Origin of the sequence: Methanolobus tindarius DSM 2278 (assembly GCF_000504205.1) — an archaeon.
GTDB classification, from domain to species: Archaea; Halobacteriota; Methanosarcinia; order Methanosarcinales; family Methanosarcinaceae; genus Methanolobus; species Methanolobus tindarius.
Genome location: NZ_AZAJ01000001.1, coordinates 537,339 through 562,687 on the forward strand (window position 1 = coordinate 537,339; position 25,349 = coordinate 562,687).

Below are 25,349 nucleotides of genomic sequence, written 5' to 3' on the forward strand. Positions count from 1 at the left end.
AGAAATACCTGTATGACAAAAAGAATAATTTACGGCCCCATTCTTTCCAGAAGACTTGGAAGATCTCTTGGAGTTGATGTAATCAAAACACTTGAGACTAAGAAAAACTGTAACTTTGATTGTGTTTATTGCCAGCTTGGGCATGTTCCTCTCAAAATAACAAGAACTGATAATGTAAAAGGTGTAGTCTCACCGGAAGAAGTTGTTGAAGGTTTGCGTACCTACCATAAAAACATAGAAGACCTTGACTATATCACATTTTCCGGCACCTGCGAGCCCACGCTAAACTCTGGACTTGGAGAGATGATCAAAGGGATTAAAGAGATAAGTCCTCATCCAGTTTGCGTTATTACTAATTCATCACTTGTTGACAAAGAGAATATACGTAGAAATTTATCAGAAGCAGATCTTGTAGTAGCAACTCTTGTTTCCGGTTATGAAGAAACATTTAATGCCATTAACAGGCCTGCAGAAGAGATCACACTTGAGAACATCATCAACGGCCTTAAAAAGATCAGAAGAATGGACAAACGCCCTATTCTTAGTATTGAAGTGATGATGGTTGATTCTAACATTGATTTTCCGGTCAACCACACAGAAAGAGAGATCGAAAAATTAAAAGAAGTATTGATAGAGATAAATCCTGATGAAATAGAAATACTCACAGTTAGCAGACCTCCTGCAGAGGACTACATTATTCCGGTTTCAGATGATAGATTAAAGCAGATTGCCACTGAATTTGAAAATACTTTTGGAAAAGAGCGTGTGAAACTTGTTCTCAAAGGAGTTAAGAAATCCCACTCAAAAATGAAACATGGCAACATCGAAGAAGAGGTTTATGACCTCATTATGCGAAGGCCCTGTACGTTCAGACAGATATCTGCATCCCTTGGAATTGATGATAAGGAACTTAAACCAATTATAGGCAGGATGCTCTCATCTGAAAGTATAGAGGAAACGACTGTCGGAGAAAAGAATTATTACAAAATTAGCTGAATCGTTTTGAAAATAAGAATTCAGTACATAATTGTACTGAATATAATTATTATAATTTTTTAGCAGGCGTAGCTGCCAAACATTGCCTTAGCAGATTCTACAAGAGCAGGCAACATGTCTACAGGTACACTCATAATCATTTCTTCATCCTGTATTTCAGTGTATTTCCTGCTGCCGCTGCAACCTATTGTAACACCGGCCTCACCTGTAAGATAAGGATATGAAACACCATCTGCGCAGACACTCTGTTTGCCGGCAAATCCTGCATTTACACGTCCGCCATTCTTCTGAAGCAGTGCCTGTGAAAGTTCCATCACAATTCTTGGCTTTGCAATTACAAGGATGACATCAGGCATGAAAGTTGTCTCTTCAAGTGGTGCGTAAAGTACAGCCTTTATGGAATTTGCATCTACCATTGGAACCTTTTCCATGGTTGCCTTTGCAGCTTCAAGGGAAGCAAAGTGATTAAGATTATAATAGACTTCACCGGATTTGAGTTTTGGACTCATCTCAGTCAGTCCCATGACAGATGCACCGCCCTTGCACATCTGGTCGTCAAGTGTAGCATAAAAGGCAGTACCAAGCCTTCTTACATTATCTACCATCTGGCAGTGTCTTGTTGTTTCACCAATGTGTGGAATATCCTCCGGAATTTCCTCGTCGTTCCTGACAAGGTGAACTGCAACCGGGGATGTAGAAATTTGAAGTACGTCTTTGAGTTCTTTACCATATTTCTGGATATCTGCGTTGTTCATTAGAGGGTCTCCTGTAAAAGAAAAAGTTATTGTTTTTAGGATGTGCACGTATTACGCACAACTGCTATATCAAGCTTACCATTCAAGTCCAAAATCGCAATATAGAGGCCCTAAATATTCACACCCGTTAACATGTATAAAAAGATTAAAGTGTAAATCATATTTAAAAAAAACACAATCATGCATCATATTCGTCCGGATATATCTTTCTCAGTTCATTGTAGAATTCAGTCAATACTACTTTATATATAATATAAACAGGAATTGCAAGAATCATTCCGAGTGCACCGAGCATATCTGCAAATATAAGAGTCAGCAAAACACTCAAAAGCGGATTAACATTTACTTTTCCTGAAATCATATACGGAATCAGATACAGGTTATCTACAAGCTGGGCCATTACAACTGTTATTACTGCATATAGTGCGGTTGTCGGACTTACAATAAAAGCAATTATTACAGCAGGAATTGCACCGACAACAGGACCAATGTAAGGTACTATGTTCAGTAAACCTGCAAGTGCACCAAGGAAAAACCACCCGCTTATGCCTGACAGATAAAAACCAATGCAGCAAATCAGCCCCACAACCACGCTTTCAAGAATCTTTGCAGAGAAATAATCCCTGAGACGCTTTCCGATATCAAGTATCGAAGAGGATACACAATCCTGATACTTTATCGGGAAAAATCCAACAATTTCTGTGACTATTACATTTTTCTTGGCAAAATAAAGGCGGAACATCATTGGTATAATCAAAAGACCGGTGAATACAAAATACGATAATTTTGAGATCAGTGATGAGAAGAAACTGAAGATATAATCCCCAATTGACTGCATGTCCTCACTGGATATTAGTGGGCCTGTAGCCATATCACCATTAACAGTTGCGCTTGCATTTCCAACCATACTTCCATTCATATTCCCGGAAGGAACGCCTGATGGTGCATCACCCATTATCGGACCCATATTTGCATTATTCTGTGAAGAAAACAGATACCCATAGGTAGAAAAAAGATTGGTAATACCTGTTTCATATTCTTCCTGCGAGTTCACAAGAGAAGTCATATCTGATAACTGACCAACCAGTAACACAGACACCAGCAATACACCAATGACAACAAGAGAAACTGCATAGAATCTTCTTGACCAGAGAGATTTGTGACCAAAATGATGATTAAATTCTATGAGGATACTATCTGTAAGAAGGACGAGTATGCTTCCTATTATCAGAACGATAAATATGTCCTCAAAGTGGAACAGTACAGCAAAGAAAATAGAAAGGAATACAGATACAACGAGCATTATGCTCCATACCTTGGAATTAGTTGTCAGTGCCATTTAATCTCCCTGCAAAATCTTAGCTAGCTTTTAAGTATTTACAGGATTTCTTTTTATAAATAAGTCTTTCATGGATTTAAGTACAGAATCAAGAACGTTTTCTGAATCTGAATTATCTTCATCAGAACCTGATTCATGACCAGAATCTGAACCTGAAACATTCTTCGATGAATCTCCGCCCATATCAATAACTACCACACCATCCTCAGAACTTGCATTTACTTTGCCGGTTATCGCAAAGTTACCAAATCCATTGGTTGTTGAAACGAAAGTGATGTTTGAATGATAACTTTCCGATTCATTTGAACCCGATATAACCTTTACAGGAAAAGTTCTCCAGCCGTAACTGCTGAAAAGGTTGAGACGCACAGAATCCAAATCAATATTGTTCTCATCCAGCCACTGCTGACTTACATTGAAGAAAATACGAGTATCACTTATTTTATTATCAAGGCCGGTCCTGTCAGGATTGATATTTACATAACGATAAACCTCGTTATCCGGATCTTCAGACACAAAAGCTGAACGGTTATTCAATACTTCAAGTGACATGCGTACATAACCTGCATTGACTGATGATGTAAATTCCAGAGAACTGATGGGATTATCTGCTTCATTAAATGAAAACTCAGTAAGAACATTTTTGTTGAGCACCTGCATGCTTACTTCCTTTACGAGAATATTTTTGTAATCCTCACCGGATGAAACGGATCCTGAAGAACTGCTGCCGCCCCCACTTCCACCTGACATGATCTGAGAAGGAGTGGCAGTGGCTACCCAATACCACTGATTTTCCATACTTCCATTGGGATTTGAAACATTGACCATTATACTGTAATTTCCTGTTTCGGAAACATCAGGAACATAACTGCTGTTGCAAATGCCAGTATAACTTGCTACCTGATAATCATCGAGGAACCAGACAATAGTAGAATTCTCACTTACATTTGCCCGGAAGACAGGTTCACGATCAAGTCTTGAACTGATAACCGCATTGTCAGGTGAAAATGTAGCATTGAAAGTTGCTGATGCAGGAGTAATTGCCAATAATAGGATAAGAAAAACAGCTGAAATAATAAGCCGGGCTTTAATATCATTTTTAGTGGAAAACAAGTTCAATACCTCATATTGCATATTTTTCAGAGATTTCCCATTTTGCACTTAACAGATGGGAAATTACAGAGGAGAACTCTGCACCATTTGTCCACACTGCAGACAGGTCAGTGTCCCCATCATCATCTTTTAGTATGTCAACAAGCATTTCCGAATCATCAATCACAATAACAAAGCTTTTTATTTCCGAACCGGCTTCTTCAATGGAATTCACACGAACTGTGGCCAGAGGAACCAGATTCTGAATCTTCTTTGCTTCATCTTCACAGGAACTTATTACCCTTACACTAATGCCTTCTTCACTGGCTTTCCTATTCATGATACCTATAATAGTAGTATAATCCTTTTTGAGGGATGCATGGTTTTCTGCAATTGTCCTGAAGGGTTTCGATGAAGCCAGTATAAGAATATCCTTTCTGGCACCTTCCATCATCTGGATTATTTTACAGGTAACATTTCTTGCACCAGTGATATTCCAGATGTGCTCCTTACTTGTTTCACTTGCAGATTCGCCATAAATTTCATTTAATTTTTCAAAGACAACATCACATTCATCTGCATAATCATTCTTCAACTTAAGAAGAGCCTCATTCGGAGGAATACACCTGTAACGCATTGGTTTTGTATTCTGGAATTCTATTATGCCTTTTTTTTCCAGTTTTTTCAAAGCACCGTAAATTGCTGAATTCGGAACTCCTGAATCATCATGTAATGTTGAAACTGTTGCAGTTTCGTTTCTGATAAGAGCTACGTAAACCTTTGCTTCATAAGAAGTGAAACCAAGATTCTGAAGAGATGTTACGATCATGATTGTTGCCTCTAAAAACTAAAAATAAAAATGAGAAGAAGATCAGTTATCTTCTTCTTTTTTTCCGAGGAATTTCTTAGCGCCAATTGCAGCTACAACTACAACGATAAGCACTACAACAATACCCACGTATGCCCCTGAGCCTGAGTCTGACGAACCTGCCGGCAGAACCTCTGTTGTTATCTTCACAGTATCAGATGTCTGGCTGTGTCCATCCATATCCTCGTATTTTATCTCACTGTTAATTGCGTAGTTCTTTGCAACACCGGTTTCATCCACTGCAAGTTTGAAAACTGCTTCTGCAGACTCCCCGGGTTCAAGTGAACCAATGAAAGACTGGTCATCGGTTGTGCTGAAAGGATCATCTGAACTAATCCTTACAGTCGCATCTTTTACAGCCTCTTCACCAGTGTTCTTATAAGTAACACGGATTATGCCTTCTTCTCCAAGGACAAGTTCACCGGTTACATTTGTGACTTCAAAGTCAGCTTCTTCATCAACAATAACACTGACCTGGTCCATCTGCTGGCCTACTGCATACCAGAGACCGACTTCCATATTTGTGATGCCAAGGTCTGTTTCGTTGTCACCGTTGATCTGAACATTTTCCTGGTAACCATAGTAGAGAGTCAGGTTTAGCGGATATTCACCGGCAGGTGCATTGTTTGACACTTCAATGTTGAACTCCAGCGGATCGGATGTCTGTTCACCGGATGCAAGAGTTCCTGCTTCCTGCGCACCAGACTTTACCCTGATATTCGGATCATCAGAAGTAAGGATTGCAACAATACCGATTGCTGTGGTCCTCTGGGCCTCGTATCCCATTTCAGTTTGCTGGATCTTCTGGTCAAGCTCTGATACAGGATCGTCATCCTCTTCGGACTTAAAACCGGTGATAACACCTTTGTTCATAAGGTTGACCTTAAGGGTAACCTCGTCACCTCTTGAGTATTCATTATCTCCTACAAGGGTGGCAGATACATCCGGACCACCGTAAACTGTGTAATAGTTTTCATCAAAATTGAAGAAATCAGGAAGTTCCAGGTCCATCGTGGACATGGTGTCAGCGCTCACTGGTAATACAAAGAGCAGGCTGAGGATCAATGATACTGAAACCACCATTTTAAAGTTAATATTTTTAATCATAAGCATCCCTCTTAATCGTCATTAGACACGTTTTTCCTTTTATTTTTAACAACCAATACTATTATTATTACAAAAATACCAGCAAGAGCTAATCCAGTTACATTGATTTCTCCATCTGGTTCCTCCAGTGGCAAAGTTACCGTCATACCTGTGAAGAAAGCATCCTCACCATCTTCATCGATATATTTGATCTCACTGTCAACACCATAATTCTTTACAAGCGTACCAACATCAGAGCTTATTGTAAAAGTAGCAGTCCTGCTTTCACCAGGTTCCATAGTTCCAAGAGTCCTGGTTGAGCGTTCAGCACTCAAAGGCTTCATTGCGACTATTCTTGCAATGGCATCTTCAGCAGTGAGCTCACCGGTATTGGTGTATGTAACATTTACAGCACCTGTACCACCTGATACAAGAGTTCCTGTGACATTTGTTATCTCGAATTTTGCCTCCGGTTTAACAATAATAGGAATCTGAAGGGTTGTTTCCACATTAGTGTAAATACTTGTATGATCAAGATCAGGCTCACCAAGTATTATTGATTCACCTGCTGTCATCCTGACATCACTCTGATACTCATAGTTCAGAGGCAATTCAAGTATGTAGACACCTGCGGGAATGTCCTCTGAAAGAGTAATGGTGAATTCCATCGGATCATCAGGCAAGACTCCGGGATATAGTTCCTCCAGAGTGTGACTGTTTGTTTCAGAATCCACATCTATCATACCAGTAGGAGAGACAAGACTTGCCTTGATACCGTATGCAGTTGTTCTCATGGTTTCATACTGCAATTCATCAAGTGAAAGCTCATGTAATGTTTCTGAAGTACCTACACCCTTGTCTGCCTTGAAACCATAGATTACACCACGGTTTGCAAGAATAACTTCGATGGTTGCGGTTTCTCCTCGTTCGAATTCTGTGTCACCAAGTACGGAAGCTGAAATTGCAGGCTCACCGTACGAGTTATAGAAATTATTCGTATATTCATAAGTAGGAGGCAGGTATTCTTTTGCGGTTACAGAAGGTACTGCAGCTACAAAAGCAATGGAAAGCAGAATACATACCACCATAAGAATAGTATATTTTTTAAAACCACTTATATTACTATATCTCACATTCATTGGGTAATTGCCTCCTGAATGCTTTTTAAAATATTACTTCCACCTGAACCGGACCTGTTGTGCGTTTCGTGGAAGTGTCTCCTTTTTTCTCTGTATTTATCCAGTGTAACTATTATTGGAGGGAAGATAACAAATGTTGCAAATAATGCAAGTATTACATCCATTACCGTGATTACCCCGAAGTTACTGGTAATCGAAAATGGAGAAGCTATAAGAGCAGAGAAACCAAAAACAGTGGTTGCACCGGATGTGACAATAGCCTTTCCGATCTTAACACTTGCTTCCTGCATTGCCTCTTCAGGATCTGCACCTTTCTCTCGTTCTTCAAAATAACGCTCCATCATCAGGATTGCATACTCTGAACCAACACCAAGGATCAATGCTCCAAGTGTTGCAGTCATTGGAGTATATTCCATTCCTGTATAGTACATGAGTCCGCCAGACCATCCTACGACCACAACCATGGTCAGAACAGGTGTAAGTGCCTTGAGAATGTCCCTGTAAATTACCAGCAGACCTGCAAATACAAGTGCAATACCAAGCATTGTCATAAAGACCCTACCTGAAGTCAGAGCGGATATTACCTCTACATAAACCATTGAGTGTCCGGTAATTGTTACATGCACACCAGGTGGTGGAGCCATCCATTGAAGATCCTCTTCTACAACATTTGAAAGAGCTTCTATACCTTCAAGACCAAGCTCACTCATAGCATTACCAATGTTCAGGTTCAGCATGATTATTGAATTTCCGTTGATGTAAGCGTCTTTCTGAGTATCAGAAAGCTGATCGTATATTGCCCGCACTTCCTCTGAACTATCAGGAATTTCACCGGAATTGGCAGCTTTTACAAGGTCAACAATACTCGAAGAATCCTGTATATGACTTCTGCCATCAACCTCATGTTCGGAGAAATCATCGATCCATTCAAGTAGTTCCGGGTCAGCGTTGTCATCTGTTTTTATGATAAGATTTAGCTGGTCATCTCCTCCGAGGATCTCACCCATGTGTTGCAGCTCAAGAAGAGCAGGCATGTCCTGTGGAACAAAGGTTTCAGTATCTGTCTGGATACCCACAAGATTATCTGCGTAAAGACCACCCAAACACAAGAGACCTGCAATAGATAAGATTAGAAGTGGATTTCTCATTGAAAATGTCGAAATTCCCTTCAGGGCCTTTTCAAGGAAGTCAGGCTCATGCTCTTCATCAATAATTATATGAGTTTCATGCTGAGAAGATTTCTTTTTCAAACCAAGCTTGCCAAGTATATTCCATTTAGAGATCTTATCGAATCCATAGAGAATGGTAACTCCCAGGAAAAGCGAGGAAATAAAACACATTGCTATTCCTATCATCAGAAGCTTTCCAAAATCCTGGATCATTGGAACTGATGATGTGAACAATGAGAAGAATCCAAGAGCTGTGATAATAAGTGCTATCAATACTGCAGGACCTGTATGCTTGATAGTATCGATTACAGCTTCCTCATCAGTTTCCCCACGTGCAAGCTCTTCTTCGATCCTGTTATGGAACTGAATAGCATAATCAATACCAAGTCCGATTAGAACAGGGAATGCTGACATTGATACCATTGACATTGGGATATCAAGGAAACCCATTGCACCGAATGTGAATATTATACCTACCAGCACTATTGGCAGAGGAAGTAGTCTCCATCTTACGTGTTTGAATACCAGGTATAGTACTACAACCATAAGAAGGACGGACAGTGAAAGAAGTATGCCCATACTTGTGTTCATTTCTTCATTCATGGCAATACTAAAAGCAGGATCTCCTGTTACAATTATGTTGTAATCAGCAGGGAAATTTGCAAGTTCTATGGAAGTTTCGGTTTCCCTGAGAATTTCTTCCTTGGTAGTATCCGATGAAGTACCTTCCAGGACAACAGACATTACGGCATGCGTGTCATCCGGCATAAGTGCACTGGGCATGGAGCTATCAATAATCCCGTCAATTGTTTGTGAATCGTCAGGAATTGTACTTCTGCCGGTCATCTGATAATTAACTTCTTTTATAATAGTTGAGGGCGAAGTTACTTCCACCACACCTGGTATGTTCTGGACGGAAATATAAGCCCTGTCGAGAGCTTTTAAAAGCTCCGGTTCCGTAACATCACTGCCTTCAACCATTACAACAATGGACTCAGTTCCAAAAAGATTCAGGTAAAGGTGATCATAGTCCTGATAAAGCTTTGAGCTTTTCTCGACAAATGTATCAGTGCCTGAAGCCATTCCGATTAACTGAGCACCCTGAAAAGAGATAATTATCAGAAGCAGTGCTATCATTATGATTGGAACGGTATTGTTCTCTACGAAAACACCTAGCTTTTGAAAGATGTTTTTTATGATAAACACTCCTTGTGATTTATTATTATTACTAAAAAACTCTATACGAGTTGTTTTAACATGACAGTAAATAACCTGTTTTATATATAAGGGTTTTACCCTTTAATAAACTAGTGAAAAGTGTATTTAGAATGAAATATCCGTAACAGCATATCAATTAGCCTATTTTTTGAAATTGTTAAAACAGGGTTGAGACATCCTGTGAAGGATGCCTCGTTGGGGGTTGGATAGGGTGGTACTAACATACACGCATAGCGTGATGTTGATGGTACACAAAATTAGTACAGCATTATTAGTAAATAAACCTTGCGATAAATAGACAGAATAGTTTTTTTACATACAATGTTAGAACATCAAAGAGCATATTTGAGCAATAGAAACTTAACTTCAATATTTAACGCAATGAGATTTGAGAACAAGCGAACCTTCAATTGGAGGAATAAGTTAGAACTTGGTTTGTTGTATATACAGGTGAATATATAAGAGTTTCACTCTCAAAAAAACAAGAAAAGAGTTGCATTGAAAGAATATTTAATCTACATTATTGTTAAATAAGCCGGAAGAAGGTTTAAAGTGCTTATTTGAATGGTTATCTGCCATTAATGAGTTCAGATCAATCTTATTATCCTGAATCCAGTTATTATCAAGACATTTAACAGAAATCTCTTCAATATGGTCTTTTAAGATATCAACTGAAGATTCTGTTTTGGCTGCTATATCCGATTTTTGTTTCATTGTGAAACACCATTATTAAATTAATCGATGCTGCAGATACTTGTCTATGTATCGTCGAGTATGACTACGTTGTGAAATGATATAAATCTTACCAGTAAAAACATCTTTATAGTTGTTTTAATAAAGAACTATATAGATATATAGAGTTCAAATAGGGAAAATAAAACGTGATAACATGGACCACGAAGGATCATTAAGAGACCTGGGGCTTACAAAATATGAAGCCTCAGCATACTCAACTTTGCTAAAAGAAGGAGTAACAGGCGCACAGGAGCTGTCACGCAAATCAGACATACCCGTTGGGAAGATATATGAAGTCCTTTCAAATCTGAATAATATGGGACTTGTTGAGTTCCAGAGATCAAGACCACGAAAATACAGAGCTGTCAAACCTTCCATTGCCCTGAACAATCTGTACACAAAAAAAGAAGAAGAAACAAAGAATGAACTTGAGAATTTCAAACTGAAAGTCTCAGAACTTGAATCCAAATTCTCAGACATAGCACAGCCAGATCACACTGAAGTTCAGTTCTGGGCCACCTCCATAGGTGAAGATGATATTATAAAGAATATTAAGAATATGCTTGATGAAGTTGAAACTGAGATTTTGCATGTCAAACCGGCAAAAATGTCAAATTTAATTCGCAATGAAAAACATATTGACCCTAACAAATTTATGCCTACTGTAATTGATGAGTTTGTGAAGGCTGCAAAAAAAGGTATCAAAATCAAAATAATCTTTCCGGAAGATGTGCTTGATTATTTAATTAAAGACAGGTTTGCACACATAAAAGATCCGCATGACAGGGAAACAATTAGAAATAACATCGATGCAAAGGCCCTGGACTGTGATTATGACTTCAGGTTAATCGATGAATATATTACACATATACCAATTCCTGACCCTTCAAATCCGGACTTACTTTTTGGCGAGCTAAAAGTATATGATAAAGAATATGCGGCAAAGCTGAAAGATAAATTTGAAGAGCTATGGAGAAAAGGAAAAAAAATGGGTTCAACTTTTGATTAGTGAAATACCGAAAGTATAATGAATCCCATAATAAGTTCAATTTCGAAAAATGAAAATAGTCGGTTGCTTAATGCAACCGGAACATAGTTTTAAAGATTGGTTCCTATTATCTCATTCTGCAGACCTGACATCCACAGTAAGTTCTGCACCATTGCTGTCAACAACCACTGTTGAGCCTTCCGGCACCTCACCTGCAACGATGAGCTTAGCAATCCTTGTCTCAACCTCATTCTGAATAACCCTCTTAAGCGGTCTTGCACCAAATGTTTCGCTGTATCCTGCCTTTGAGAGATATGCCTTTGCAGCATCCGTAAGTTCAAGACTGATGCGCTTGTCCTTAAGCCTCTCTACAAGATCGGCTGCCTTGATGTCAACGATCTTTACAAGCTCTTCCGGCTTGAGTGCATGGAAGAGAGCAATTTCATCAACACGATTGAGGAACTCCGGCCTGAAATACTTTCCAAGCTCTGTCATTGCACGCATCTGCAGTATATTGTAATCCACATCCTGCGCGTCCTCATCGGACTTCAGGACTTCTGTAAGATCACCTGCAAAGATGTTAGATGTCATGATTATCAGCGTGTTCTTGAAATCCACGGTCCTGCCCTTGGAATCTGTCAGACGACCGTCATCAAGGATCTGCAGCATGACGTTGAACACATCCGGATGTGCCTTTTCAATCTCATCGAAGAGCACAACGGAATATGGCCTTCTGCGTACAGCCTCTGTGAGCTGGCCACCTTCATCGTGTCCCACATAACCAGGCGGTGCACCGATCATCCTTGCAACTGTGTGCTTTTCCATGTACTCGGACATGTCAATACGCACCATGTTGTTCTCATCGTCGAACAACTCTGCTGCAAGAGCCTTTACAAGCTCGGTCTTACCAACACCGGTTGGACCAAGGAATATGAAACTTCCAATTGGACGTCTCGGGTCCTTGATACCTGCATAGTTACGTATCACTGCATCAGCAACAGCCCTGACAGCTTCACTCTGGCCAATGATGCGGTTGTGAAGGTTGTCCTCAAAGTGCACAAGCTTCTCACGCTGGCCCTCCATAAGCTTTGTCACAGGGATATGAGTCCACTGGCTGACAACATCGGCAATATCCTCTTCACCGACCTCCTCATTCAGGAGCATCTCACCCTGCATTTCCTGAAGTAGCTTTTCCTCTTCAGCATACTGGTGCTGCAATGGGATGAGTGTTCCGTACTTCAGCCTGGAAGCAAGTTCAAGGTTGTTATCGTTCTCAGCAAGTTCCAACTGGACCTTTGTGTCCTCTATCTCCTGCTTCAGTGAACCGAGCTTTGAAATGGCTTCCTTCTCACGGTCCCATCTTGCTCTCATTGCATCTGATTCAGCCCTGATGTCTGCAAGTTCCTTCTCAAGGATTTCCAGACGGTCCTTTGAAGCTGCATCCTTTTCCTTCTTCAGTGCTTCTCGCTCAATTTCAAGCTGCATTATCTTACGGTCTGCTTCATCGAGTTCTGCTGGCTTACTGTCAATTGCAGTTCTCTTCTTTGCAGCAGCTTCATCCACAAGGTCGATAGCCTTGTCAGGCAGGAACCTGTCTGCAATGTAGCGATTACTCATAATGGCAGCAGCCACAAGTGCGGAGTCCTTAAGACGTACACCGTGGTGCACCTCATACTTCTCCTTCAATCCACGGAGGATAGATATAGTATCCTCTACCGTTGGCTCCTCTACGAATACTGGCAGGAACCTGCGTTCAAGTGCTGCATCCTTTTCGATGTACTTGCGGTATTCATCTACTGTTGTAGCACCGATACAATGCAGTTCACCACGTGCAAGCATTGGCTTGAGGAGGTTTCCTGCATCCATTGCACCTTCAGTTGCACCTGCACCTACGATTGTGTGAATTTCATCGATAAAGAGAATGATCTGGCCTTCGGAATCTGCTACTTCCTTTAGCACTGCCTTGAGCCTTTCCTCGAACTCACCACGGAACTTGGCACCGGCTATCAATGCACCCATATCAAGGGCAATGATACGCTTGTCCTTCATGGCATCAGGAACGTCCTTCTTGGCAATACGCTGTGCAAGCCCCTCTACAATTGCAGTCTTACCCACTCCAGCTTCACCAATGAGTACAGGATTGTTCTTTCTGCGGCGGGAAAGGATCTCAACTGAATGCCTGATCTCCTGATCTCTTCCAATAACCGGGTCAAGCTTACCCTGTGATGCAAGTTCTGTGAAATCAATTCCGTACTTCTTCAGTGGTTCCATTGTGTCTTCCGGATTTTCTGAGGTAATTCTTCTATTCCCCCTTACCTGCTTTATTGCTTCAAGGATTCTGGCACGTGTTACGCCTTCGCTTGCAAGTATCTTGCCACACTGACTGTCCTTTTCTTCCACCATGGCAAGCAGGAGATGCTCGACACTCACGTATTCATCTTTCATCTTGCCTGCTTCCTGTGAAGCTGCATCAAGGACACGCCTCATGGTCTGGGTCATGTAGACCTGATCCCCTCCCGGACCTGAGACCTGTGGCAGGTTTGCAAGCTGGGCTTCAACTTTTTCCTTTACGCGGTCTACCGGTACTTCCATATTCTGAAGTAAGGTTGTTACCAGTCCTCCACTCTGCTCCAGCAGTGCAAGCAACATGTGCTCGCAGTCTATCTGCTGGTTTCTGTATCTTGCAGCAATTGTACTTGAGCCCTGGATTGCTTCCTGGGCTTTTTGTGTGAAACGGTTAAGATCCATAATTATAAACTCCCCGGGATTGACATTTCCCATTTTTATTTTTGAATGTTTAACTTAAATCTTTTTTGATACCTGACACGTTTTTGAGGGTCATGTCCAACCCGGAATGAGTAAAATAAAACACCTGATAGCAAGTGGCCATAGCCAGAGCTATACAGGATTTGTTACTCGTGTATGGACCCCATCTATTCGATGAGTATCTTTTTATTTTCTTCAATCTGCATTTTTGGCAACGTAACGCTAAGCACACCATTATCTAATTTTGCCCTGGCACCTTCAGCAGAAACTGTGCCTGGTAAGCTCACAGTCCTTGAGAATGAACTGTATGTTCTTTCTCTTCTAAGGTAACCTTCTTCTTTTTCCTCGGTGCTTGAATTGCGTTTTGCAGATATTGTCAGCATATTATCACTGACATCAAGGTCAACATCACCTTTCTCAACTTCCGGGAGATCGGTGGTCACAATTAATTCGGAACCTTCATCCTTTACATCCACAAGTGGTGCAAGTATTCCGGCTTCTGACCATCTGTCCCCGAAACTTCTCTCTTTAAACATGTTGTTTAACATGTCCTGCATCTGCACAATCTCTTCCATTGGATTCCATAATCCTCCCCTTGCAGGTGTCACTTTTGTCAGACCAAATCTCATACTATAACTCCTTTTATCTCATGGATATTTTGCTGTTCTTTGTTCGTCCGGCTGTACAATCTTTTTTTTAAATTGCTATGAATTATAATCAAATTTGAAATGTCTGTTCTTCACCTCTTATTTTCTTTTGTGGATATTTGTTGAATGAATAAAGATAAGAAAGTAAAGATAAGAAAGTAAAATAAGAGTGCGATCAAATTATGATCGCAGGTGTCTTATCATCTTTCTCATCATCAAAGTCAGCTACAACGGCCTCAGTAGTCAGGATCATAGCTGCAATGGATGCAGCGTTCTGTAATCCGCTTCTGACAACCTTTGTCGGATCAATGACTCCTGCTTCAAAGAGATCTTCGAAAGCGTCAGTCTTTGCGTTATAACCATATTGATCATTGGATTCACCCCTGATCTGAGCAATTATCTCTGCGCCATCTTTTCCGGCATTCAGTGAGATCTGGCGGATAGGTTCTTCCAGTGCACGTTTGACGATCTTAAGACCAATATCCTGTTCGCCTTCAAGTTTGAGGTCTTCAAGCACAGTAGTTGCACGGAAAAGGGAAATTCCTCCGCCAGTGACCACACCTTCCTCAACGGCAGCTTTCGTAGCATTCAGGGCATCATCGATCCTCATCTTCTTTTCCTTGAGTTCGGTTTCTGTTGCAGCTCCCACCTTGATGACAGCTACACCGCCGCCAAGTTTTGCAAGACGCTTCTTGAGTTCCTTTTTCTTGAACTCCGCATCTGTGACATTGATCTGTGACGCAATAAGCTGCATTCTCTTTTCAATATCAGCTTTGTCACCCTTACCTTCAATGATTGTGGTCTTATTTTTGTCGATGTTGACCTTGCGTGCTGTTCCGAGCATGTGTTCTACGAATTCCTCGATCTTCATCCCCTTATCTTCGCTGATCAGCATACCACCTGTAAGGATTGCGATATCCTCAAGCATGGCTTTCTGCTCGTCTCCGAATCCCGGAGCCTTCACTGCACATACACGCAGTGAACCGCGGATTATGTTTAATATCAATGCGGCCTGCGCATCGCCTTCGACATCCTGTGCGATCATGACAAGTGGCCTGCCTTCCTTGGCGACCTTTTCAAGCACAGGAATTATCTGGTTCATGGTTGTGATCTTGCGGTCTGTAATTAAGATGTACGGCTCTTCGAACTCACAGGTCATCTTCTCAGGGTCTGTTGCCATGTATGGTGACACAAAACCACGGTCAAACTGCATACCTTCAACAACTTCAAGGTGTGTTTCCATGGTCTTGGAATTCTCAACTGTGATTACACCATTGTATCCTACCTTCTCCATTGCATCCGCAATGAACTCGCCAACGACTTCATCGTTGTTTGCTGAGATAGTTGCAACCTGGAGGATCTTTTCTTTATCCTTTACATCCTTACTCTTTTCCCTGAGGCTTGCAACAACCTTTTCGGTTGCCTTTTCAATACCTTTCTTGACTTCAATTGGATTTGCACCGGCACTGATGTTCTTTAGTCCCTCTCTTATCATTGACTGTGCAAGCAAGGTTGCAGTGGTTGTTCCATCACCTGTATTATCCTGGGTTTTTGATGCGACCTCTTTTACAAGCTTTGCACCCATGTTCTCGAACTTGTCTTTAAGTTCTATTTCTTTGGCAATGGTAACACCATCATTGGTTACAACCGGACTGCCCGGCTTGTCAAGGACAACATTACGACCCTTGGGACCAAGGGTGATCTTCACAGTATTTGCTACTTTATCTACACCACTTAACAATGCTTTACGTGCATCCTCATCAAACATTATCTGTTTTGACATAGATATTCCTCGTCAGTTCCTTAATCTTACTTATTCCTCAACTACTGCTAAGACATCCTTGAAATCAATGAACATGTGAAGTTCACCGTCAAGGTCAATCTCGTCACTCTTATAACCGCCGTAAATCACATGTTCACCGGCTTTTAATGGAAGTTCTTTGCCATCCTCATAGGCTCCCACAGCAACTATGATTCCTTCTTTTTTCTCTTCCTGTGCGGAGTCAGGGATGTAAATTCCACTTTCAGTGACTTCTGCCTTTTTGACAGATTTGATTAAGACTCTCTCACCAATAGGCCTGATAATCATCGTTTATTTTCCTCCAATTATCATCTGACCGGAAACGTTCCGATCAACTGAGCAATTATATTGCATGACTCCTATTTAAATCTTTTGCAAAAAATAGCTTTTTTATCACTTTTATCGAAATGATATCGATTTTATACAGATAAACTTATATAGATGCTATAAGATAGAATAATCCTATGCCACAACAGATAATCCTGATAAACCTGGAAAAACCCAGAGAAAAGAAGCTGGAAGAAGATATTCGCTGGTTCTGTAACAGTTTCGGATTATCTTCCGGAAGAGATACGGAAAATCTTGCTACACAAATAGTCCATGATCTTCTTCAACAACTGGCAGAAAACCAGGATAAAATATCATCAGACATCATAGCTAAGAGCATTGAAGTAAACCAGTCCAGAGTGAATCATCACATAAGGAACCTTATAAACTCAGGCCTGATATACAGGGAAAAAAGAGGACTGTACATCCGCGGAGGAAGTCTTAAGGCTGCAGTACAGGAAATGAGAAAAGATTCCGACCGTATTTTCCAGGAACTTGAAGAAATAGCCGAAGAAATAGATGAGCAGATGGGTCTGAAAAACAGATAATCACCCTCACCATTTTTGAAGTTTTTTGCCACCGTAGAGATCATGTGTATAGACTGACAGAAACATTGCTTTTTTAGGAAAAATCGTAATGTATAAACAAAGCAACCATCCATCAGCACTAAACAAAGGATAATGAAATCATACGCTAAATATGACAGATTCCTTCGATTTCATCCTGAAAACGATTCCGGTTTTTACTCATGCCTGTCGTGAACCCAGAAATCACCTTCAATTGTGAACTCCTTCTTCCATATTGGCACATCTTCTTTTATGCGTTCAAGTGAATCAATCAGCGTCTGGAAAAGCTCCTGCCTGTGAGCAGCAGCCACGACTATGTAAACAATATCCTCACCCGATTTTATCAATCCGGTTTTGTGATGGATTAATACATCTATGATATTGTCCTTTGCTTTCATGTCAAGACAGATCTTTTCAATTGCCCTGTCCGCAACACCTTCGTATTTCTCAAAATCTATGGCAGTGGTTTCAACATTATCATTTATTCGCCTGACAATTCCCGTGAAAGTTGCTATCCCACCTGAAAGACGAATATCGGGATTTGAACGCACCTTCCTGATGAGAGAGTCAAGAGTTACCCATTCAGGCTGATCATGAATCAGTTCAACAAGAGCACCTATGTCCCAGTCTGCTTTTACAGGCAGTTGGACAATTATATTGGAAATTTCATCCGGAGCCTCGGGCTCGCCAAGGAAAATCTTTGGAAGGTCACTGTTTTTTGCACCCTCGACTATCGCAAAGTCTGCTCCGTTGTCTGCAAGAGAGTCCAGGGCATCTTCAAGAGTTGGATCACGCTTTATGGTTACAAGCTCTGTGTCAGTTATTGCTGCAACCAGATAGGCACCTGCATCGAAATGCTTACCGGTGTCAGTATCCTGTGGATTGAAACGATGATGCAACATCTGTTTTACAGTACCTACTTTCCCTTGTTCGCAAAGAGCTTCCACAAGGCGGGTGACCAGCGTTGTTTTGCCTGAATTCTTGTATCCTGCAACACAAATGACTTTCATAAATGGATTTATGGAGAGTCATTCTATAAGTACACAGCGCAAACAGAAGCCAGCACATTCATATTAATTATTTTTTAGATTAAGGGTAAATTATAATAGACTAATTACGATTAATTTATATCCTTGGATTTACTAGCCATTGCAATGAGTGAGTACAAGATAAGTATCCATGATATGCCAATGGATGAAAGGCCCAGGGAAAGACTGTTGAAATACGGCCCTGAAGCTCTTTCAAATGCAGAACTGCTTGCAATTGTCCTGAGAACAGGTTCGCAAAAAGAGAATGTTGTGAATATGTGCAGCCGTATTTTCTCAGAATACAACATCAAACAGCTCAGTCAGGCTAACATCGCAAATCTCACAAAGATACATGGCATTGGTACTGCTAAGGCGGCACAAATAGCTGCAATCTTTGAACTTGCCCGCAAACTGGAAGGATTTTCCGATGATCCGAAAAGAAAGATAAGATCACCGGCAGATGTCTATTCTATACTTTACCCGGGAATGCGTGAACACAAAAGGGAAAGACTTGTGGCGCTTTTACTTGATACAAAAAACCAGATAATACGTGAGGAACTAATTTCCATCGGCAGCCTGAACGCAAATATTGTTCACCCAAGAGAAGTTTTCAAGGCAGCACTTATGGAATCCTGTGCTTCAGTAATCCTCTCACATAATCACCCTTCCGGCGATCCAACACCAAGCAGGGAAGATATTGCAGTTACTGAGAAACTTGTGGAAGGCGGCAAGCTGCTTGGAATCGACGTACTGGATCATGTGGTTATCGGAGATGGCAGGTATGTCAGTTTGAAAGATGAAGGATATGTGAGATGAAATCTCTTACCATTCAGAAGACCACCCTGACAAACAAAACATTTAAGGTATTGACTTGCATTTAAGTCCCAAATGAAAGAGATTGAACTTAATGACCCCTACATCACTCCATACAGGGGTATATATGCAATATGCGACAGTAAAAACGAATATGCTGAGATCATCGAGCATACGAACTGTTATGGCGGTGCTGCATGGTCTAAGTTCCATTATTCTCACTCGCCGCTAATCCTTAACACACGTTCCATTGGGAACATGATCCGATACAAAGTAAAGACAGGCAAATCACCTCTTGAGCTAAAACCATCCACTGCAGCTGCAGGAATTGAATCTGTTATCGTGGAAGGAGATGAGGTTCATATAACATACGCAGGACTTGGAGGAGGAGGCGTAGGTGCCACAAAATGCAGGGCATTTGCTGAGGGCGTGCTTCGCTGCAACTACACTGAATCCGGTGGTGGGCGTGCTGCAAAAGGCACCATCGTAGTTCCAAGAAGAGAAAGAGTACTAATTGGAATTGATGATACCGACACCAAAGAAGAAGGTGCAACATGGACATTGACTCACAACATGGCAAAAGCACTTGACTGCAATGAGTCTATTTACCTGTCACACTCACTTGTACAGCTTTTCCCGGTATCTGCAAGGACACAAAACTGCGTATCCACAGTACTTGAATTTGGATGTGTAAGTGAAAATGCAAAACAGGAGCTGCTTGAAAGCGTAAAGGCAGCCCTCCTGAAATACAGCGTATCCGATGAGACGGGAATGGTAGTGCTTTCTGAGTTTGAGGCAAAGAAAATCAACGAATACAGCACAAAATGCCGAAGTGGAGAGCTTACAAAGGAATATGCTCTTGAGTACGCGAAAGACAAAAATGTCGATGTCTGGCTTGATGGTAATGGAGTTATTGGTGCACTTGCAGCGCTTGCATGGTTTGCACAACCTGATGATTCAGTTAAACTGAAAGCTCAGATCGAATAAACAAGTAATCAAATTATGACTAACACAGAGGATATAACCGGCCTTGAAGCAATTTACCTTGCAGCAATTGATAGCAATGTAAAGTTCATTACTGCTGTAGCCGGATATCCCATGACTGCAGTTGCAGACCACTTTTTTGAGAATAAGAATTCCAGCAACTGCAACGAATGTAATAATTACGACATCCACTGGTTCACCAATGAAAAAGCTGCTCTTGAAGCAGCGTTAGGTGCATCGGTAACAGGACGTCGTTCCATTGTAATGGTCAAACATGTTGGAATGAATGTACTTTCAGACCCCCTGATGACAGCAATGATGCACACAATAGGTTCGGGACTTGTGATACTTGCCGGCGATGATCCGGGAGCAAAAGCATCACAGAACGAGCAGGATTCAAGGTTCTACGGAGCAATTTCCGAGACTGCCGTTTTTGATCCTTCTACACCTCAAAATACTTACGATTCGCTTAGCCGGGCTTTTGAACTTTCAGAAGAAGCAAAGGTTCCTGTTATTATGAGAATAACTGACCGGCTGGAAAAGGAAAGACAGAAAATCAGCAGATCACGGATAAACTCAAAAACAAACGTGAAAGAAAAGGTTCTTGACAGAAGCATCTGGAAGCTTACTATGCACGGCAAGCACCAGAGATTCCATATTGAATCAGAACCCATCCTTATTCATGAATCAGAGAACTCGCGTTTCAACCACATAGCAATCAATGGAGACAAGGTTGGAATAGTATCATCTGGATATCCATCATTTATTGTGGACAAGATTCTATCCACACAACTAGTTTATTCTTCTTATTCACACCTGAGTCTTGGAATGGTTTCACCTTTCCCGGAAAAACTTGTAAAAAGTTTCATAGAACAACATGAACACATCCTTGTTGTTGAAGAGAGTGAAACCTTCATAGAAACACATATCAGCACCTGTTGTGAAAAAGTTCTTGGAAAAAGAACAGGCCACCTTCCTTTCAGCATGGTTGAAAAAGAACATGTTGATTTTGCTTTTGAGAACATCGATAAAGATGAAGTCTCAGAGTACACGGATGTACAGACAATTCTCAGCAGAGGTTCAAAACCTATTTGCAGTGATTGTCCTTTTATGCCACTCTATAATGTGTTACATGATATCCGTCCTGTTGCAGGAGACATGGGATGCTCCATACGTACAGCACCCGATCCATTAAATGCAGTCAATACAGGATTTGCACTTGGTGGTGCAATATCAACTGCCTGTGGATTCCCGGGGAAAGGCATAGCCGTGATTGGAGATTTCGGACTTGCACATTCCGGCATAATTGGACTGATAAACGCAGTTGAAAATGGTTTTGACATTCTTGCCATCATACTTCAGAATGATGTTGCTGCAATGACAGGCGGACAGGGTGCACCTGACCTGAAAAAAGTTGTAAAAGCACTTGTACCGGACACAACCTGTATCAATATCGATGAGCTTCTTGATTCAGAAGGAAAAGATGCCTGTTCTGAATATATTAAAAATATAATTCAGGCAAAAATAGAAGACAAAGGCGTTTCTGTAATCTACATCGAAGGCCAGTGTACAAAATAACGATAATAATAGTAATAACTGAGTAACAACTACTGTTTGATGTTTCAAATTTGTTGTTTAAAACTTGCTGTTTGAAATTTATCGTTTTATGTTTATAATTTTAAATTTGAAATACCAAACAAAACTGATTCTCGCTTATTCCGATTCATAAGTGAAATTGACTTTCAGACCCAGAATTTCACTTGAACCCAAATGGATATCTCTTGCGATTTCAGCACATCCTATGGCTGCACTCCACCTGTCAAGAACATGAACCTTTATCCCGAGGTGAGATTCTATCTTCTTTACAACTTCAGGAACTTCTCCAACAGACCCTTCAATGACAACTTCACCTTCAGAACCATAGTCCTTCATCAGAAGCTGCATACCGGCAATTTCCATGGCGGCAAAAAGTGCGATACTGTCAATAGCCAGCACAGCCTGGGAATTTCCATCTTTAGCAGCTTTTATGAGTTCGTGCCTGTCTGAGAACGAAGTATGTTTAAGGACACCGGAATTTACAAATGCCTCATTAGCACTTATCCTGCCAGCATCGACATCCCTGAGAGCCTGGACATCCAGAGGACCATGCTGAAGTCCCGGAGCAAATATACATGCATCTATAGCACCTATAAGTTTTCCATTTGCAACCGCCACAGTAACAGTATTTGAACTAATATCGGAAAGTACAAAGTCACTGAATCCAAGTGCGAATGCATGATAAGCAATACCTATTTTTTCAGGACTTGTGGAGTGTGAAAAAATATTGAGACGAGGATCTGTGTCGCTGTTTTCATGAATACCCGGAATTACAACGGCAGGAATTTTTGAGGATAATATAGAATCAAAAACAAGTCCACCTCCACCAGTTTTCTTGCCAGCGCCTTCTATGCTTTTAACACCACGGTTTTCAACAGTGGCTATATTTTCAATATCTTTTATGCCATCACCCATGGAATAAGTTACAGCCATTAAAGAGATATCAGAAGAATTTATTCCAAAAGCATTTTCCATCGAAGATATAAGCTGGGACTCGCTCATACCGGCAGCTTCAGTTCTTGGAAGTTCAAGTTTCAGCACTTTCCCATCAGGAAAGAGTGCAGCAAAGCGCATTGCAGTTGTACCATGATCTATTCCAACGAACATCGATTTCACCTTAGACATCAGATAATAATGAATTTAGTTCTTTCAGAATGTTTTCACCTTCTTCAAAACTGCCTACATTTGTAATTATACGCAGTTCCTGGAAAGATGTACCGTGTGAAAGAAGAAGCCGCAGGTTTCCCCTGTCATCCGGCCTCTGGATTTTAGCAGTAAGTTTTCCGCCGGAATTACCTTTTCCTTTAACAGCAATTACAGAAGGAATTACTTTTTTGACAGAAGGGTGCTGACTCAGCAAGGACACTATCTTTTTACCAGCACGTCCGCCGATAATAGTAGTATGAGAACCACCGAGTTTACACTCTGGTTTGCGAACTCCTTTTGAATTGATAGTATCCGTCATTTCAATTGGAATGACAACTAGTTATATAAAATATTAGTGGTTCGTTTTAATGTTGCGATTCTATAACGGATGCAAAAACAGAAAGAGAATATGAAAACAAATAACTGAAAAATAAAAATGTAGTAAAAAAGTGATGATTTTCAGACAAAAGAAAAATAATATTCAGAAAATCAGATTTCCTGAATATCTGCCATATCAATTAGCTTTACACCTGAACCGTTAAGAACCTTAATGGCCCCTTCAATGTCACTGACCCTGAGAATAAGAAGTGCCTTCTCAGTCTTTGTGACAAAAGCATAGGCATAATCGATGTTGATACTCTGACCACCAAGCACATCAGCGATCTTACCCAGTCCACCAGGCACATCCTCCATTTCAATACCCAGGACACTGGTTTCAGAAACCGTGAACCCTGCATCGTGAAGAACTTCGTGGGCGAAGTCAGGCTTGTCAACTACCATCCTGATGATACCGAAATCTCCAGCTTCGGCGATGGTAAAAGCCCTTATGTTAATACCTGCATTTCTGAAATTAGTTGCAATATTAGCAAGGCGACCTGGCTTGTTCTCTGCGAAAAGTGATATCTGCTTGATTATCTTTTCTTCCATATTAACACCTGCATTTTTATTAGAAGTTATGTTGCATAAGCGTTTATAGCTTTCTGTTGTCTATCACTTTCTTGGCTTTGCCCATTGAACGTGGAATTGTTCCTTTCTCAACAAGCTCAACCTTTACTGCCAGATTAAGCACATTCTTAAGTGCAGCCTGAACCTTCTTTTCAAGACCGATTATATCATTGACTTTGTCACTGAATGCTTCATCTGTCATCTCTATCTGTATAGTCATGGTATCGAGTTCATTTACCCTGTCCACGATTATCATAAAGTGTTCGCCAACTTCAGGTATAGTCATAAGTACAGACTCTACCTGACCAGGGAATACATTGATACCACGCACGATAAGCATGTCATCTGCACGTCCAAGTACCCTCATGATACGTGGGTGTGTACGACCACATTTGCATGGTTCCTTGTTAATGATAGTAATATCACCAATACGATACCTGATAAGTGGAAGTGCTTCCTTTGCAAGGGTTGTGATTACAAGCTCCCCACGCTCACCGTCACCAAGTTGTTCACCTGTTTCAGGGTCAATTACTTCGAGAAGGAACATGTCGGCCCATATATGGATACCTTCCTGGAACTGACATTCTGTACAGAGAGGACCACTGAGTTCTGAAGTACCATAGATATCATAAGCTTTGATGCCTGTTGCTTCCTCTATTCTTGATCTCATTTCCTCAGACCAGGGTTCTGCACCAAAAATACCAGCCTTAAGCTTTGTATCATTCTGTATGCTGATTCCATTCTGGTTTGCAACCTCACTCATGAAGAGGAAGTAAGATGGAGTACAGGCAATTGCCGTGCTGCCTAGATCCTGCATAAGATCAAGCTGCTTTTCTGTGTTACCTGAACTTGTAGGAAGAACAGTTGAACCCACTTCTTCAGCACCGTAGTGAAGCCCAAGACCGCCTGTGAAAAGACCGTATCCATAACTCACCTGAATAATATCCCCACGACCCAAACCAATTGAGGTGAGAGCTCTTGCAAGGGATGTATTCCATGCATGGATATCATTCTTTGTATAACCTACAACAGTTGGCTTCCCGGTAGTTCCTGAAGACACATGGAAACGTGTAAGCTGTTCATTAGGAACACAGAACATTCCTGTTGGATAAGTGTCTCTTAGATCGGATTTGTATGTAAAAGGTAATTTCTTCAGGTCATCAAGTGTCTGGATATCTTCAGGTTTGACACCTGCTTCATCAAATCTCTTTTTGTAGAAATCTGAGTGCTGGTAGACATAGTTTACCAGATTTTTGAGTTTATTCTCTTGCATTTTCTCCAGTTCATCAACTGGCATCCTTTCCATCAATGGGTTCCAGTATTCTATCATCTAATTGCCCCTTTA

General features: G+C 41.0%; 23 protein-coding genes. 6 read left to right on the plus strand and 17 right to left on the minus strand.

The window, feature by feature from the left end; all coding sequences use genetic code 11:
• The first annotated feature begins 12 nt into the window (after window positions 1-12).
• A complete protein-coding gene (locus METTI_RS02425) occupies window positions 13-996 on the plus strand; it encodes a radical SAM protein (protein ID WP_023844222.1) in 984 nt (327 codons plus the stop codon).
• 59 nt (window positions 997-1,055) lie between these two features.
• Here the strand turns inward: METTI_RS02425 and METTI_RS02430 are convergent, their stop codons facing one another.
• The 8 genes from METTI_RS02430 to METTI_RS02465 form a co-directional block, all read right to left on the minus strand.
• Entirely contained in the window at window positions 1,056-1,751 is a 696-nt protein-coding gene (locus tag METTI_RS02430; RefSeq protein WP_023844223.1) for a DUF169 domain-containing protein, read from the minus strand.
• A 178-nt stretch (window positions 1,752-1,929) separates the two neighbouring features.
• Complete coding sequence (locus tag METTI_RS02435) at window positions 1,930-3,090, minus strand: AI-2E family transporter (RefSeq protein ID WP_023844224.1); 1,161 nt, start codon at window positions 3,088-3,090, stop codon at window positions 1,930-1,932.
• A 30-nt stretch (window positions 3,091-3,120) separates the two neighbouring features.
• A complete protein-coding gene (locus METTI_RS02440; RefSeq protein WP_023844225.1) occupies window positions 3,121-4,203 on the minus strand; it encodes a PGF-pre-PGF domain-containing protein in 1,083 nt (360 codons plus the stop codon).
• Window positions 4,204-4,213: 10 nt separating this feature from the next.
• A complete protein-coding gene (locus tag METTI_RS02445) occupies window positions 4,214-5,011 on the minus strand; it encodes a TrmB family transcriptional regulator (RefSeq protein ID WP_023844226.1) in 798 nt (265 codons plus the stop codon).
• Window positions 5,012-5,053: 42 nt separating this feature from the next.
• Window positions 5,054-6,157: a COG1361 S-layer family protein gene (locus METTI_RS02450; protein WP_023844227.1), complete on the minus strand. Its 1,104-nt coding sequence runs from the start codon at window positions 6,155-6,157 to the stop codon at window positions 5,054-5,056.
• Between the two features lie 11 nt (window positions 6,158-6,168).
• Window positions 6,169-7,275: a COG1361 S-layer family protein gene (locus tag METTI_RS02455; RefSeq protein WP_023844228.1), complete on the minus strand. Its 1,107-nt coding sequence runs from the start codon at window positions 7,273-7,275 to the stop codon at window positions 6,169-6,171.
• Window positions 7,272-9,581: an efflux RND transporter permease subunit gene (locus METTI_RS02460; protein ID WP_052324296.1), complete on the minus strand. Its 2,310-nt coding sequence runs from the start codon at window positions 9,579-9,581 to the stop codon at window positions 7,272-7,274. Before METTI_RS02460 ends, METTI_RS02455 begins: the two co-directional genes overlap by 4 nt.
• A 591-nt stretch (window positions 9,582-10,172) precedes the next feature.
• Window positions 10,173-10,376, minus strand: a complete 204-nt coding sequence (locus METTI_RS02465) for a hypothetical protein (protein WP_023844230.1) — start codon at window positions 10,374-10,376, stop codon at window positions 10,173-10,175.
• A gap of 175 nt (window positions 10,377-10,551) precedes the next feature.
• On the opposite strand from METTI_RS02465, the gene METTI_RS02470 reads away from it, so the two are divergent.
• Window positions 10,552-11,406 carry a TrmB family transcriptional regulator gene (locus METTI_RS02470; protein ID WP_023844231.1) on the plus strand — a complete coding sequence of 285 codons (855 nt, stop codon included), beginning with the start codon at window positions 10,552-10,554 and terminating at the stop codon, window positions 11,404-11,406.
• Between the two features lie 111 nt (window positions 11,407-11,517).
• Here METTI_RS02470 and clpB read toward each other — a convergent pair whose 3' ends face one another.
• From clpB to groES, 4 genes are all read right to left on the minus strand, one after another.
• Window positions 11,518-14,133: an ATP-dependent chaperone ClpB gene (gene clpB, locus METTI_RS02475; RefSeq protein WP_023844232.1), complete on the minus strand. Its 2,616-nt coding sequence runs from the start codon at window positions 14,131-14,133 to the stop codon at window positions 11,518-11,520.
• Between the two features lie 185 nt (window positions 14,134-14,318).
• Window positions 14,319-14,780: an Hsp20/alpha crystallin family protein gene (locus tag METTI_RS02480; protein ID WP_023844233.1), complete on the minus strand. Its 462-nt coding sequence runs from the start codon at window positions 14,778-14,780 to the stop codon at window positions 14,319-14,321.
• 193 nt (window positions 14,781-14,973) lie between these two features.
• Window positions 14,974-16,581, minus strand: coding sequence for a chaperonin GroEL (groL, locus tag METTI_RS02485; protein ID WP_023844234.1), 1,608 nt, complete (start codon window positions 16,579-16,581; stop codon window positions 14,974-14,976).
• 30 nt (window positions 16,582-16,611) lie between these two features.
• Entirely contained in the window at window positions 16,612-16,887 is a 276-nt protein-coding gene (gene groES / locus METTI_RS02490; protein ID WP_023844235.1) for a co-chaperone GroES, read from the minus strand.
• A 176-nt stretch (window positions 16,888-17,063) separates the two neighbouring features.
• On the opposite strand from groES, the gene METTI_RS02495 reads away from it, so the two are divergent.
• Entirely contained in the window at window positions 17,064-17,474 is a 411-nt protein-coding gene (locus METTI_RS02495; RefSeq protein WP_023844236.1) for an ArsR family transcriptional regulator, read from the plus strand.
• A gap of 194 nt (window positions 17,475-17,668) precedes the next feature.
• Here the strand turns inward: METTI_RS02495 and METTI_RS02500 are convergent, their stop codons facing one another.
• Window positions 17,669-18,502 carry a molybdopterin synthase gene (locus METTI_RS02500; protein ID WP_023844237.1) on the minus strand — a complete coding sequence of 278 codons (834 nt, stop codon included), beginning with the start codon at window positions 18,500-18,502 and terminating at the stop codon, window positions 17,669-17,671.
• 144 nt (window positions 18,503-18,646) lie between these two features.
• Between METTI_RS02500 and radC the strand changes: the two genes are divergently transcribed.
• The 3 genes from radC to METTI_RS02515 all read left to right on the plus strand — a co-directional run bounded on the left by radC (window position 18,647) and on the right by METTI_RS02515 (window position 21,895).
• On the plus strand, window positions 18,647-19,336 hold the full coding sequence (radC, locus tag METTI_RS02505; RefSeq protein ID WP_023844238.1) for a RadC family protein: 690 nt from the start codon (window positions 18,647-18,649) through the stop codon (window positions 19,334-19,336).
• A 72-nt stretch (window positions 19,337-19,408) separates the two neighbouring features.
• On the plus strand, window positions 19,409-20,320 hold the full coding sequence (mmp11, locus tag METTI_RS02510; protein ID WP_023844239.1) for a methanogenesis marker protein 11: 912 nt from the start codon (window positions 19,409-19,411) through the stop codon (window positions 20,318-20,320).
• A gap of 15 nt (window positions 20,321-20,335) precedes the next feature.
• On the plus strand, window positions 20,336-21,895 hold the full coding sequence (locus METTI_RS02515) for a thiamine pyrophosphate-dependent enzyme (protein ID WP_023844240.1): 1,560 nt from the start codon (window positions 20,336-20,338) through the stop codon (window positions 21,893-21,895).
• A gap of 135 nt (window positions 21,896-22,030) precedes the next feature.
• On the opposite strand, the gene METTI_RS02520 is transcribed toward METTI_RS02515, so the two are convergent.
• The 4 genes from METTI_RS02520 to METTI_RS02535 all read right to left on the minus strand — a co-directional run bounded on the left by METTI_RS02520 (window position 22,031) and on the right by METTI_RS02535 (window position 25,334).
• Window positions 22,031-23,020 (minus strand): methanogenesis marker 12 protein, encoded by a 990-nt coding sequence (locus METTI_RS02520; RefSeq protein WP_023844241.1) that lies wholly within the window; start codon window positions 23,018-23,020, stop codon window positions 22,031-22,033.
• Between the two features lie 10 nt (window positions 23,021-23,030).
• Window positions 23,031-23,378: a DUF2103 domain-containing protein gene (locus tag METTI_RS02525; protein ID WP_048135072.1), complete on the minus strand. Its 348-nt coding sequence runs from the start codon at window positions 23,376-23,378 to the stop codon at window positions 23,031-23,033.
• A 170-nt stretch (window positions 23,379-23,548) separates the two neighbouring features.
• On the minus strand, window positions 23,549-23,986 hold the full coding sequence (locus METTI_RS02530) for an ACT domain-containing protein (RefSeq protein ID WP_023844242.1): 438 nt from the start codon (window positions 23,984-23,986) through the stop codon (window positions 23,549-23,551).
• 43 nt (window positions 23,987-24,029) lie between these two features.
• Entirely contained in the window at window positions 24,030-25,334 is a 1,305-nt protein-coding gene (locus METTI_RS02535) for a phenylacetate--CoA ligase family protein (RefSeq protein WP_023844243.1), read from the minus strand.
• Window positions 25,335-25,349: the final 15 nt, after the last annotated feature.